This is a genomic window from Streptomyces sp. NPDC005195, from assembly GCF_040608315.1.
GTDB lineage: Bacteria > Actinomycetota > Actinomycetes > Streptomycetales > Streptomycetaceae > Streptomyces > Streptomyces kaempferi.
In genome coordinates this window covers 24,229-37,276 of the sequence record NZ_JBEXHZ010000034.1, presented here as the reverse complement: position 1 = coordinate 37,276, position 13,048 = coordinate 24,229, and the positions used below count along the sequence as shown (strand labels likewise).

At 70.6% G+C, this 13,048-nt stretch carries 11 protein-coding genes; 2 read left to right on the top strand and 9 right to left on the bottom strand.

Annotated elements, in window-relative coordinates; genetic code table 11:
- Positions 1–4: 4 nt before the first annotated feature.
- Positions 5–1,450, top strand: coding sequence for a hypothetical protein (locus ABZV34_RS27195; protein WP_356281858.1), 1,446 nt, complete (start codon positions 5–7; stop codon positions 1,448–1,450).
- 117 nt (positions 1,451–1,567) lie between these two features.
- On the opposite strand, the gene ABZV34_RS27190 is transcribed toward ABZV34_RS27195, so the two are convergent.
- The 8 genes from ABZV34_RS27190 to ABZV34_RS27155 all read right to left on the bottom strand — a co-directional run bounded on the left by ABZV34_RS27190 (position 1,568) and on the right by ABZV34_RS27155 (position 11,805).
- Positions 1,568–2,512, bottom strand: coding sequence for a replication-relaxation family protein (locus ABZV34_RS27190; RefSeq protein WP_356281855.1), 945 nt, complete (start codon positions 2,510–2,512; stop codon positions 1,568–1,570).
- Positions 2,513–3,034: 522 nt separating this feature from the next.
- Positions 3,035–3,730 carry a hypothetical protein gene (locus tag ABZV34_RS27185; RefSeq protein ID WP_356281852.1) on the bottom strand — a complete coding sequence of 232 codons (696 nt, stop codon included), beginning with the start codon at positions 3,728–3,730 and terminating at the stop codon, positions 3,035–3,037.
- Positions 3,731–3,851: 121 nt separating this feature from the next.
- Entirely contained in the window at positions 3,852–4,196 is a 345-nt protein-coding gene (locus tag ABZV34_RS27180; RefSeq protein ID WP_356281849.1) for a hypothetical protein, read from the bottom strand.
- A gap of 438 nt (positions 4,197–4,634) precedes the next feature.
- The gene (locus ABZV34_RS27175; RefSeq protein WP_356281846.1) at positions 4,635–5,666 is read right to left on the bottom strand and encodes a phosphoadenosine phosphosulfate reductase; all 1,032 of its coding nucleotides are present in this window, start codon (positions 5,664–5,666) and stop codon (positions 4,635–4,637) included.
- 92 nt (positions 5,667–5,758) lie between these two features.
- A complete protein-coding gene (locus tag ABZV34_RS27170) occupies positions 5,759–6,658 on the bottom strand; it encodes a hypothetical protein (protein ID WP_356281843.1) in 900 nt (299 codons plus the stop codon).
- Positions 6,655–8,058, bottom strand: coding sequence for a DNA cytosine methyltransferase (locus ABZV34_RS27165; RefSeq protein WP_356281840.1), 1,404 nt, complete (start codon positions 8,056–8,058; stop codon positions 6,655–6,657). Before ABZV34_RS27165 ends, ABZV34_RS27170 begins: the two co-directional genes overlap by 4 nt.
- Before the next feature lie 175 nt (positions 8,059–8,233).
- Positions 8,234–8,998, bottom strand: a complete 765-nt coding sequence (locus ABZV34_RS27160) for a hypothetical protein (protein ID WP_356281837.1) — start codon at positions 8,996–8,998, stop codon at positions 8,234–8,236.
- A gap of 104 nt (positions 8,999–9,102) precedes the next feature.
- Positions 9,103–11,805, bottom strand: a complete 2,703-nt coding sequence (locus ABZV34_RS27155; protein ID WP_356281834.1) for a hypothetical protein — start codon at positions 11,803–11,805, stop codon at positions 9,103–9,105.
- Positions 11,806–11,988: 183 nt separating this feature from the next.
- On the opposite strand from ABZV34_RS27155, the gene ABZV34_RS27150 reads away from it, so the two are divergent.
- Positions 11,989–12,276, top strand: coding sequence for a helix-turn-helix transcriptional regulator (locus tag ABZV34_RS27150; protein ID WP_356281831.1), 288 nt, complete (start codon positions 11,989–11,991; stop codon positions 12,274–12,276).
- A gap of 18 nt (positions 12,277–12,294) precedes the next feature.
- Here ABZV34_RS27150 and ABZV34_RS27145 read toward each other — a convergent pair whose 3' ends face one another.
- Positions 12,295–12,927 carry a hypothetical protein gene (locus ABZV34_RS27145; protein WP_356281828.1) on the bottom strand — a complete coding sequence of 211 codons (633 nt, stop codon included), beginning with the start codon at positions 12,925–12,927 and terminating at the stop codon, positions 12,295–12,297.
- Between the last annotated feature and the right edge of the window lie 121 nt (positions 12,928–13,048).

The following is a 13,048-nucleotide window of genomic DNA, read 5'->3' as shown; positions in this document are numbered from 1 at the left end:
CACCATGACGAACACGCTCAATCCGACGGCGACCACAACCCAGCACCGGCGAGGGCCCTTCCCCAACGACCCGGGCCGCTGGAAGGCCGAACACGCACGCGCCCTACTGTCAGGCCACGACCGCGACGGCACGTGCTCGGACGACTGCGAACCGGTGCTGGTGTATGAACGCGCACGATGGGGCTGGCTCGCCTGGACCATGCCCGGCGACGGCACCTTCCCCGACCGCCCCCATCACGTCGGCATCCTCACCCCAGACGCGACCCGGATGCAGTGCCTGGCCCTGCGCTGGCTTACACGGCGCCCCCTCCAGCGCATCGCCCTGGCCCCGCACATCCCTGGATCTCTGCGGGCCTGGGCAGCCGTCACCGCACTCGCCGGCCTGGCAGCCGGTCTGCTCGCCATGTCGTACGGGGTTGCCTGGGACGTGGTGCTGCCGGCAGTGCTGCTCGCTCCGTCGCTGGCCGAGCATCTCCCCGGACAGTTGGATGCCCGGGCACGTCGGCACGTACGCACCGTCGACGGCGAGGCAGCCGTCCGCTACCTGCAGCGCCTGACGACCATGCAGACCGACCTCGACCAGGCCACCGCGGCCAGCGACCGCTACGAGGTGCGTCGCTCAGCTGAGATCGGCCAGCAGTTGCTGTGGGACGCCGCGGGGCTGCTGCAGAACCAGGACACCCGTGCAGCCTTCGCGGGGCTCATCGCCCGCGAGCGACTGATGGTGCAACTCGCCGACCAGGTGGCCTCGATCCTCACGCGTACCTCCCACCCGGCTGCCACGGGCCAGGACCGCGAACCCGGGCGGCAGCCGGGTCCGTACCCGCCCGAGCTCCGGCCGTCGACACAGCAGAGCCCGCACCGCACACCCAGCACATCGCCACGGAAGGGGAGCCTCTTCATGACCCAGCCAGCCCTCGGAGTCCGCACCGTGGACGTCTACCTGCTGTTCGCGCACGAGGCGTACTACCCGCACTCCGGCAGCCAGGAGATCAACACCACCGTCATAGCCGCCGACACCTTGCTCCACCCGCAGGTGCAACAGCCCGACGGCGCCCGGATCCACGACATCCTCACCCGAGGACGCGAGCCTGGCACCGTCGTACCGCTGGCCACCCTCACCCACGAACTGGCCGGCGGAGCCAACTGGCCCGAAGTCGGCGACTTCGTACGCGTCACCACCGACCTGGTCACCCTCGTACAAATGCAGCTGTGCGACGCCCTCAGCCTGGGACTTCCCGAGCTCGCGCGAGCGCTGATCTGCATCGGACCAGGCGTACACCAGGAGGTACGGACCTTCGACGCCTCAGCGGGAGACTTCACCGCTTACGGGCAGGACGCGCGCGCCGCGGTCCTGGCCGAGGTCAGCAGGCTACTCGCGGTCATTACGCCGGAGAGGCCTTTCTGGCCCGGTGATGGTCTGCTGCCACCGCTCGGCGGAAGCGTCTGACCCACCCATCGCAGCGGAAGAAGAACATCGGGGTGTGGTCACCAAGATGCTGGTGGGGCTGATTGGTCTCGGAGGAGCCTTGGCCGGGGCCGATCGTCGCCTCGGCCAGCGGCAATCTCACTGCCAAGCAGATCTCACGCTGCGGTCTTCCAAGTCCGACCACGGCCGCGCCGCACCGCCGACCAACGGCACCCACACTGCCTGAGCGGGACCGTATTCTTCGACGTCCTCCAACACGGCTGCCCCCAGGGGAACCTTACGGGCGAAGGCCGCTACGAGCGGGTGCTGAGCGACCATCGCCTGCAGGTCACTGACCCGATCGTCCAGCCTGGCCCGGGAGGCACCGGTCAGCATGAACAGCACGCGTGGAAAGACCGGGTACCAGCGCAGCCATGCGGGCCCCGCAGACGCCGCCCTGCGACGGCCGACAGGCTGGGCCTCATACCGGAACAGACGGGCGTACTCGATCAACTTCACAGCCAGCCGCTCGCTGCTCATGGTGCTCCGGTCGATTTCCACGAACGCGCGCAGCTTCTGCCGTTCCTCCCCGTCGACAACGGTGTAGTACATGACGGCGTCGGCCACGATCCGCTCGCCCTCGCCGATCGCGTGAGACACCTCCGGAGTCCAGTCCCAGGGCCCGTGCTCATGGCCCAGGCGCCGGGCGTCGGCGGCAAAGGCCAGATGGGCACGCACCGCGGCGAGCGTGTGATAGGTCTTTAGCGACGCAGCCGTGTCCGACGTGATGGGGTAGGGCGGCCGCCCCCGAAGAACAGGCAGGTCCCGCGTCAGGCGAGAACCCTCCGGAGTGAGGTACCAGACGCGGGTCCGTGAGCGGTTCGCATTCGGCAGCACTGCGGCGTCGGCGAGACCCCCGGAGCGCAGCCTGTTCAGGGCGCGGGACATCAACTGTCGTGACCCGTCAGGCCGCAGCATCTCCCGCAGCTGGCTGGTGGTCGCGATGCGGTGCTGGGCGAGCGCGGTCAGCGTCAGGTGACTCAAAGGCTCGGCCGGGATGGAGGCGCCCGCAGAAGCCAGAGACTCGTGTGCACGGACGGTCATACGTGATCCCTTCGACGCGCGGCTGCGACAGGCCGCGCAGCCGCAGCTCCGCATACGAGGAGCGAACCGATGCGACGCGAACGGCTGCCGCCTGCTGCGGATGCGCGCTTCTGCAGTCCAGAAGCTCCAACTGATGAAGAGGAAACCGGCAGCCCCCGACCACAACCCCGACCACGAGGCCCCGATCACGGTCACAAAGCGGACACGGCTCGGCGTTGCGCACCACGGACGGCATCCAGGGCCCCGACCACGGCGGCACCCGGGCGCGCGAGCGCACCTGCAGGTGGGCGGGGGTCCTGTGAGTCGCTCCCGTCCCAACGCGCGCAACCGCGGATTCGGGTGGCGGTTGATTCAACGAAGAATTGGGCGATGGCCGGTCCGCAGCTGCCGTAGCTGCTGCGGGGCGTGGTGGCGAGCCACGCCGTGCCGGCCATCGTTGCGGCACTCGGCCCGCAAGGGACCAACACCCCATAGCCGGGTGCCGCGTTCAGGGGGCGGTGGGAATGGCCGCACCGCCGGGTTTTACCTCTTCTGCCTGCGCTGTGCCGATTGTTCGAGGATCCGCTTGCGTGTCCACCGCCGGCGCCCGCTGTCCGTGAGAGCGTCCGGCGTCTTCAACAGGGGGAGATTGCCCTGGGCAAGACTGCTGGAGAAGGAACCCACGCTCTTGTAGCCGAGCAGCGCTGCGGCCTGGGTCGCTCCCAGCAACTCGTCGGGATCACCGTCGACCGGCACGGCTCGAAGTGCCGGCGCCGGGCGGTCGCTGTTCACGTACCGGCCACTCCCGGGCCGGGATGCTTTCCAGTCGAGCAGGGTCTGCACCCGCCACAGCAGCTTGCGGTAGGGGCGCTCAGGGGTGCCCATCTCCTCGACAACGTCCGGATCGGGGAAGTATCCGGGGTGGTCGCGGACGTAGTTGCTGACCTGATTGATGTTCTTGTAGCCGAGGAACCTCGAGGCAGCCGTACCGTTCAGCAGCTCGTCAGGGTCCAGGGCAGGCGGTTTGTGATCGCCGAGTCTCGCCAGGTCCCGCTGGGCGAACCACTTGGTGACTTCGGCGTGGTCCCAAAGCCTCGCGCGCCGGCGCATGCCGGCGACCTCCGGGAAACCACTGTCGTCTCGCGTGTTGTAAAGACGCGTGATCCGCGCCGAGGTCAGGCCCTGCTCGGCCGCGATCTCGGCAGCGTCAGCCAGGCGAGGCTTACGTGTCGAGGCCATGGCGGAACCGTCCGTCCAGTCAGTGCGCCGGCTTGCCCGGCTCACAACTCAGATAATGGCAGAAGATTTGGGGGTGGGTCTACCGTACTGCCCGGGAATTCTCGGACAGCGGGACAAGGCGTCACCCCTCAGGGATCAGGCACACACCACGACGGGCGGCGTCCTCGGCAATCTCGGAGTAGGCCAGAGCCGCTGGAGTCATCTGCCACTCGGCCAGTGCGAGGAGGGAGACCAGCTCCCTGCCGTCCTGCGAGACGTCGCACGGCAGGCCCGCCGCGTTCACGGTAGCGACCAGGGCTTCGGGCAACATTCCGGCGACCCGGTCCGCCACTGCGCCGCGCAGGACCTCGAAGCCCTGCTGGAACAGTTCGTTCGCCTCGGTCAGGAACAGCAGCACCATGTCCTCGTCGTGGCAGGCCGGTGCGGCCGCGGCGAGGTCGAGGAGTCGCTGGGTAGTCGTTGTCATCATGGTCAGTATGCCTTTCAACGTGTCGGATGGACCGCGCGGAAGTTTTTAAGAGCCGAGCGGGGAGACGGTCTTCGGCCGAAGCGCGGAGGCCCCAGAACGCTTCGAAGCTCATCCAAGAACTACTCACGGCAGAGTCAGGACCGTGAGACTGCTCTCACGTCCGGCCGGATGCGCAGGCCGAGCCACCGAGACCGTTCGAGGAGTTCCGAATGCGTATGCCCAAGCGCACCCTTGCCACCGCTCTCGTGGTCACTGCGGCGCTCGCCGCCCTCGGGGCGCCGGCTGTGACTGCGACGATGCCGTGGGATTCAGACAGGACCCCTGCCGCCGCAGTGGTGACAACTGACAACGGCACGGTCTCCGTGCTGTGCGGGGGTAGCTGCTACGAGTAGACGGTGGCGCGACGGTCGTGGCCTACCCGTAGATCAGGACCCTCTAGCCGTGGACGGCGCAGCCGCTGCACAGGGCGCGCCCGCCGTCACGGGCCAGGTCAGGCAGCTTGCGGGGCTCCACCTTGAGCGCAGCCCGGACTTGGTCCTGGAGTGCGGTGAAGTCGGGTCCGTCGTCGGGGCAGATGATGCCGGGGTCGGGTGCTCCGCAGGTTTTTGCGTGGCGGATGAGGTCGGTGATGCGCCAGTCGGCGCGGAAGCTGTCGCCGCGTACTTGTTCGACTTCGGCGTAGAGGTCGGCGAGCCGCGGCCGCCGCCCGGCCGAGAGCAGCAGGTCGCGGCGTGCGGCGTAGACGCACAGGGAGCAGGAGCAGCGGGTGGTGCCGGCCCAGTCGCCGGCGCCGGGTGCGGAGTCGTAGGTCCAGCAGTAGGGCACCGGCGCCGTAGCGTGCCACTCCTTCACGGCTGCGATGGGCCATTCCTTGATGGGCAGCCACTCGTCGACGATGCGGGCGCTGTTGGACTGGACGGTGCGGAAGGCGGGCCGCTTCTTGCGGTCGGGGCCTTCGTCGCTGCGCAGGCCCATGACCTTCAGGATCCGCACGGGGCGGCCGAGCTCGCGTTTCATGCGGGTGACCATCGGGGTCCAGGCCGCGGAGACGACGCTCTCCTTGGCGGCCTTGCGGCAGTAGGGGCTGCCCATGCGGGGGAAGCGGCCGTACGCGGCCATCTCGGTCAGCAGGCTGTGCACCATCCGCGTGCCGTCGGGGCCGGGGACGGTGCGGGTGACCTCGACGTGCCGGTCGGCCGGGATCCCGAACGCGGCGCTCTGCAGGGCGGCGAGTTCGGACACTCCCGGGTAGCGGATGCCGTCGACGACCACGGCCGGCCACTCCAGCACGCCGAGACTGGCGTGGTAGGAGATCACCCGGTCCGCGACCCCGGCGCGCTCGGCGGCGTCCATGAACACGTAGTTCATGACGGCGGAGTCCTTCCCGCCGGATAGCTGCGGGGCGAGCAGGTCGTAGGAGGCGAGGTCAGGTTCGGAGGCGGGGCGGTTGGCGGTACGGGACGTCATGACGGCTCCAGACAGTGCGGGGAATGGTGGGCAGGACGTGCGGTTCGGAACGGATGGCCGGCTCGCGGCCGCCGTCGCCGTTGTGGCGCGTGTCAGATGGAGGCGGGTTCGGGGTCGGGCTGCTTCGGGAAGGGGTGCAGGGCGGGGAGGCCGAGCCGGATCTCGTCGCGTTCGCGGCGGGTGCGGCCGAGCCGGAACACCCACCGGTGGGCGCCGCGGTGACGGACGTTGCGGGCGCCGACCGCGACCAGGGCCTCACGCAGCCAGACCGCCGGGTCGCCCCCGGACTGCGGCTTCGGAGCTCCGAGCGCGATGAGCTGCTCCTGTGCGTACCGGCAACCCTGCTCCTGGCGGCGGATCTTCTGCGCCGTACGGCCGTTGAAAATCGTGCCGTTCGGGAGGAGCTTCACGGTGCGGGCGGTGGCCCGGCCGGCGTACACGGCGTTCGTTGCGGCGTAGATGGTTCCCACGTGTCCGGGCATGACGAGGACTCCGGTGGAGGTGCGCCGCGGTACCGGGTCGGCGAAGGAGACGACTCCTCGTATTCCGTCGGCGAGCAGGGCGTGGAAGCACCGTGCGAGGAACCAGCTCTCCGAATTGCCGGGGCACTGCGGGAGGAGCACGAACCTCGAGCACTCGACGGACTGGCTGAACGGGCGGAGGTCGGGGAGCGGTTTGGTCAGGACACCGCTGCTGACCGGAACCCCGAACACGGCAGCGCCGGAGAGCCGGCGCACCCGGCCGGAGACGTCGTAGAGGCCGAACTGGACCTTTCCGACTGGGTAGGAGTGGGAGTAGTGGTGGGTGACCACGAAGGTTTTGGCTTGTTCCTCGTCGAGCGGGGCCACCTCGTACCGGCGTGCGTCGAACCCGCCGTCCCGCAGGTGCCTCCAGGAGTGGCGCCCCTGGTGCCAGCGCTGGCACCAGGGGGATATGGCAGGTGCTTCCGTGAGGTCCTCGAACGGCAGGGGGTCCTGAACGGGGAGTGTCATGTCGCGACCTGGCCCACTGACGCGGGCGGCCGGACGGTGCTGCGCTCGGGGAGGGAGACGTCTTCACCGGTGAGGGCTTCGACGACCATGCCGACGAGGTCGCGTGCGGCATTGGTGGTGACGGCGTTGCCGATCATCTCGATGGTCTGCTCGCGGTCGCCGATGAATTTGAAGGTGTCGGGGAATTCCATCGCGCGTGCCGCTTCGCGGGGGATGATCATGCGGTAGCGGCATTCCTCGAGGGAGGCGGCGTAGCCGATGAGGCCGTGGCGGTCTCGGGTGGTGAGCGTCGGCATGGGGGCGGTGACGGGCTGCGTGCTGCTGTTGCCGTAGTACGGCAGCAACTCGTGGACGCGGTCGGCGTAGACGACGCCGTGGTTGAGGCCGCCGGCGGTGAGTGTGGACATGGGGCGGGTGGCTGGGCGGTGGCTGGAGCCGCCGCCGTGCAGCTCGACCATGTACGGCTCGATCAGCGCCCCCACACCGTGCGCCCGCCGGTACTGGTTCCAGCCGGCTTCGATCTTCCGCATGGTGTTGGCCGCCAGGGGCCGGCTGCGCTCGGCGAGGGTGCGGGCGGGCAGCGTGAAGTCGATCGCCTCCGCTGCGCCCCGCACCTGCGGTTCGACGACTTCGTCGCGGCACGCGCGGTCCGGGCAGCGGTAGACGTACTGGCCAGTCTTGATGCCGTACACACCCCACGGCCGTTCCGGCGAGCACACCCGGGTCCGCTTGAACGACTGTATGAGGCGGACCCATCCGTGACGGAGGCAGAGTCCGTATGGGCGCAGCCACTTGTCGAAGTCGGGTGCGCGTTCGCCCTTGCGCCAGAACACGACGTACATCCGCGGCCGCCGCGACCGCGACCCGGGCCCGGCGGCCTGGGCGTGCGCGGAGTCGAGGTAGATGATCCGGTACTCGTACGGCCCCCACAGGGCGACGCTGCGTACCCAGTTGTCGAAGGCGAAGCCGGGGGCGTCTTCGGGGCCCCACCAGCGGGCGTCGGGGACGTTCTCGACGATGATCGCCCGGTAGCGGTGGTGTTCGGCGAACCGTGCGATGTCGTGCATGGTCGCCCGGGAGCGGATGGCGGCCTCGTCGGTGCCATCGGTGGCGAACAGGCCGCCGGTGAACTCGCCATGGCCGCGCTTCCTGCCGCTGGCCCGGGTCTGGTGAGTGCACTCGGGAGAGCCCCACAGGATGTCGGTGCGCGGGTAGCGGGTGGGGACGACCTGGGAGAGATCGGCGCAGTCGTGGTCGGTGGTGGGGTGGTTGTGCTGGTGGGTGTTGATGGCATGCCGGGAGTGGTTGGCGGCCATCACGACACGGACACCGGGAACCTTGAGGGCTCCGCAGGTCGATCCGCCGGCGCCACAGAACAGATCGGTCAGGGTGACGGGCATGTGGGCTTCTCCTGAGACTTGAGGGGGAGGTGCCAGAGGGCAGGCGGGGCGACGTGCCGGATCGGTGAGGGAATCCAGCGGACGTCTGGGAGGGCCGCGGCCGGCTGAATCGACCGCCACGTGAATGCGGCCGCGATGCATGCCGAAGTCTCGGCCGCTGTGTGGCTGGGCCGGGTCAGATGTCGCCGGGGGCGTCGGGGTGGATGGGGCACGGTCCGAAGCCCGGTTCCTGGCTGGCGGGGTGGACGTGGCGCCGGCCGGAGAGGCTGCAGGCCGTCTTGGGGTCCTCGTCGCAGAACTCCACGCAGGTGCAGTCCTGGATCTCGTCGGGCGCGGGATCAGCGGCGTCGCTGGCGCTGGGGACCCGGGGAAGGCACCGGTGCCGGTCGGCGAGGAGATCGAGGCGGGCCAGGGTCCAGCCCATGCCGTCGAACCCGGCCTGCGTGGTGATGCCACCGCAGGCGATGCACAGGACTTCCTCCGCCACGGTGTGCATGGCGCCGGAGCTGGAGACGACGACCTGGAAACCGTCCCGGGCAAGCGCGCCAGGCTCGGTGGCAGCGCTCTCGGCCGCGCCGGTGAGGAACTCCAGGAGCTCCAGGGGCAGATGGACCTCGTGCCCGCGCTGGTGGACGCTGCGCACGGCGGCTGCGGCACCGGTGGTGGCGGCCCGCCGGAGCGTGGAGACCTCGGCGGTCAGCCGCTCGACGTCTGCTTCGACGTCCAGCAGCCGGCGCAGAAAGGGGCCCATGCGATCGCCCATGTGCCACAGGAGGTTCAGGCAGTGCAGGTCCTCGCGGCATGCGCTGTGGTCGTGCTGCGCACGCTCGCGCACCTTGGCGGCCAGGTCGTGGACCAGGTCGTCCGAGGCGGGCTGCGCGCTGCCCAGCTGGGCGAGGAGTGCGGCGCGCCGTTCGGCGGGTATCGGGACGGTGGTCATGAGGAATCTCCGGTTCAGATGTTCCCGGCAGGGAGTGGACTGCGGTGGTCGGTCCTGGGCGGGGCGGGGCCCCACGCGGGGCTTCGTGCGTGCGGTGGTGGCGCTCAGCTGGTGGGGCGGTGCAGGGGCAGCGTGTGCAGGGCCGCGGGGACGTCGCGGATGCCGTGGGCCTCGAGCGCGGCTCCGAGGGTCAGGCGGGTGGTGTCCTGGCCGGCTTCGACGAGGGCGGTGAGGGCGGTGAACCAGGAGGTGCCGAGCAGGCGTGTGCTGCCGCGGGTCTGGTCGGGGGGCTCGGGCATCGCCGGCAGGGTGATCGTCTTGCGGTGCCCTTCCCACAGGCTCGGTTCGCCGTACTCGGCCATGAATGCGTCGTAGGCGGCCTGCTCCTGGCGCTCGTTCCAGATGGTCTGAGCGGTGCGGTAGAGGGTGCGGGCGGTGTCACGGATCTCTTCGCGGCGCCGCGCCACCGCCCGGTAGCGCACTTGGCAGGCCTCGGCGCGTTGCACGACGTCGGCGTCCGTGCTCAGCACGGTGACCTTCTGGTTCCATGACGCGTCCCAGGGGCGGCTGTTGCCGTGCCGGTCCCAGGTGCGCTCGTCGAAGGAGGCGGCCGGCCCGGGGATCGCGTGCTGGTGGCGGTCGCGGTGCCAGCGGAAGCCGTAGCCCTCGACCGTGACCGTCTCGGCCGGGCTGGTGGCGGGGTGGTCCTCGTCGACGTGGCCCCAGGACCGGATCGTCCACGCGATCACGGTGTGGCGGCCCTGGAGCGTGACGGCCGCGACCGGCCGGTCCGGGAACTCGGCGCGGGCGCGACGGACGGATTCCTCGGCGAGGGCTTCGCGCTCGGGGCCGGTGAGGTGCTCGGCGAGGGTGGCGCCGCGGTCCCACGTGTTCCAGCCGGGGGCGGTGTGCAGGGCGGTCCACCGGTTGGGCCGGGCACCGGGCAGTACCCACGGGCGGCTGCTGCGCGGCCGCCCGCGCCGGCTGTAGGTGTGCTCGGTGACGAACGGGCCGTCCCCGTGCGGGGTGAGCACGACCAGGTGCCCGGCGTGGGCCTGGGCGATCAGCAGCGCGTCCGGATGGATGGCTACCAGGTCTGCGACCACGTCCTGGCCGGCGAGGCCGGCGCCGGTGCGACGGCGGCGCTGGAACTCGGCGACGATGTCCTGGGCGGCCTTGGCGTCCGCGTCGGGGCCGCGGCCGGTCAGCGGCCGGTGCACCTGGTTGGCGAACTTCCACCAGTCGACCAGGTCGGTGACGGCTTCCTCGGCCGTCGCCCAGGTCGCGTCGGCATGGTCCATCAGCAGCCCGCACACCATCTGCCGGAACGGCTCCTCATCCGTCCGCTCGCGCTCCTTGGCCGCGAGGGCCGCGTTGATGACGGGGACCATGTCGAGGTAGTGCTCCCGGTCGGTGCGGTTGCGCAGGAAGCTGCGGAGCAGGTCGGGGTCGGCCGCGTCGTAGGCCAGCAGGAACGGATCCGCGGCGAAGACGGTGCACGACGCGCGGACCTTCGCGGCCCGCGGGCCGCGGGCGCCCCACACCTCGTCGGGGCGCTCGTAGCGGATCACGAGACCGCCGTCCGGACGCCGCTGCTCGATGGTGTGCACGGTCGCCGGGTCCGGGGCGCTGGCGGCCGCCGGGTGCAGACGCGAGTGTCCGTGGCGGTAGTCGTCCCGCCCGTAGGCGAGATCGCGGAAGGCCTCGCTCCTGGTGGCCACGATGACCCGCATCCCCGGGCGCAGCTGTGCGTTGACCCGCTTGTGCCAGTCGGTGAACCGCTCGCTGCCGTCCCCGAGCGCGTAGTTGTCCTCCGCGTCGGGGACCAGGACCACCCGCCCGGCATCGATGGCTTCCTGGTCCAGGAGGTTCAGCCCGCACGCGGGGTGCGGGTGCAGGATCGTGGTCCGGTCGGCCAGCCCCTGCAGCAGCAGACCGACCTTCATGTACTGGCGCCGGGTGGCATCGGCCTGCTCCTGCGCCCGCTCCCACTGCCGGCTGCCCGGCTCCAGCGGGAGCCCGTGGTGATCGCGGAACAGGCGCGCGAACTCGTCCGCTGCCGGGAACAGCCGCCGCTCCAGCGGGAGCTCGTTGAAGACGACATAGAGCCGCTCGCCGTTGCGGACCAGGAAGAACGTCGCCACGTTCGCTTCCTTCATCGCGGCGTTGAACCAGGCGTCGCCCGCATACCGGCGGTCGGTGCGACTGGGCACCAGCGCCACGATGCCCTTCGCCTCGGGCAGGACCTGGTCGAGGTTGCGCCGGTCGGCCAGCAGCCACGCGAAGAAGCCGTCCAGGCTCCGCACGTCCAGGCCGCCGCTTTCCGCGGCGACCATGCACTCCTGGTCGGCGGAGAGCACCAGCTGACGCAGCACCACCGGTGTCTCTGCCGGGGCCGGCTCCCCGTCCCGCAGCGTCTCGATGCCCTCCTCGATCCCGAGATACAGCGTGATCGCGGCGATGCCCTCCTGCATCCGCGCGGCCTGCGCCCGCAGCGGCTCCAGCGCCCGGTACGCGGCGGCCATCTGGGCCTCCATCAGTTCCCGCAGCCGCGCGCGCCGCTGGTCGATGCCCGACTGCAGGCGCTGCAGCCGGGCGAGCTGGCGGACCATGCCGGCCTTGGCCTCGACGGCCTGCGGTCCGCCGGCGGCGACGAGCGCACTGCCCGGCTCGGAGTCCGGCCGCGCCGCGGCGTCCAGCCGCTGTGCCTCGGCGCCGAGTTGGGCGAGCTCCGCGGTCAGCCGGGTGATCTCGGCTGCCGGATCCTTGGCTGGCCCGCTGTGGGGGGAGGGCAGGTTGTCGGTCACGGGGGAGCTCCTGAAGTCGGCCCGGGCACTGGTTGCACGGGCGGGTGGGCGGAGAGCTGGCGGCTGGCGGGAGACGTCCCGGCCGGAAGGCCAAGCGGTAGGTCACTCGGTCTCGATGTCGCTTATAAGCTACATACTATGTCGCTTATAGGTTACGTCCAGAGGGTCGGATACCGTGTGCGCATGCCGCACGAGCCCGATGACGCCGTTGACCTGGCTGTTCTGGCGCGTCGTGAGGCGCTGGGCCGCCGGTTGAAGGCGCTGCGCGGGGCCGCGGGTCTGTCGCAGGCGCAGCTGGCGCGGGCAGCGGGCATGAACCGGGTCTTCTATGTCGGTGTGGAGGGCGGCCGGCGCAACGTGTCGCTGGACAAGGTGTTCGCCCTGGCCGACGCGCTGAACGTCGACGTCGGCGAGCTCTTCCGCGACCTGAACAGCCTCACCACCACCCCGCCGCAGCAGCCCGGCGACTGACGCCGCGGCGCACCGATGTCAGTCCCCTTCGCCGAACAGTGCGGGGGCGGTGTGGAGTTCGTCGAGCCAGGCCAGGAGCCGGGGCAGGTTGGTGTCGGGCCCGAAGGCGAGGTAGGTGCCGTCCGCACTCGTGCACCCGAAGGCATCGGCGAGGCGTAGCCGGCGGCGGGAGTTGACGCGGCCCATGTGCACGCGGAGGCCGCGCCCGCGCGCTTCACGGGCCAGACGGTGGGCGACCGGAGAGGTCTTCCACTCGGTGGAGCCCGCGAGGAACAGCACGTCGACGAGCTCCCAGGGGACGAGGCCGTGCTCGCTGCCGTCCTGCGCGGCGAAGGCGGCCGGGATACCCAGCGCGCGGATCTCCTCCAGCCACGGCAGCGACTCGGCGAGCGTCGCCGCGGCGTCCATGGGCACGTCCGGGGCGACGGCCCACAGGCACCGCTCGCTGCCGTAGCGCTCCACGGTCGTCGTGAGCCACGCGAACCAGGCGGCTGCTCCGGGCCAGCCCTTGCCGAACTTCCCGTTGTCGCACGCGTACAGGGCGCCGGCGGGGATGACGTTGCCCTGGGCGGGGGTGGTCATGCAGGCCAGGAGTCCGGCCTGCATGGCGGCCCGTACGTCAGCACCGGAGGGCGTGGCCAGATGCAGCATGGCGGCAGACCAGCGGGGTGAGGGCGGCGGATCCGGGCGTGGCTGATCGCATGACAGGTCCTTCCGGGCACGGGGTGATGGGGGGGCGAGCGCGAAGCGGCTCAGGCAGGCTGAGAAGCCG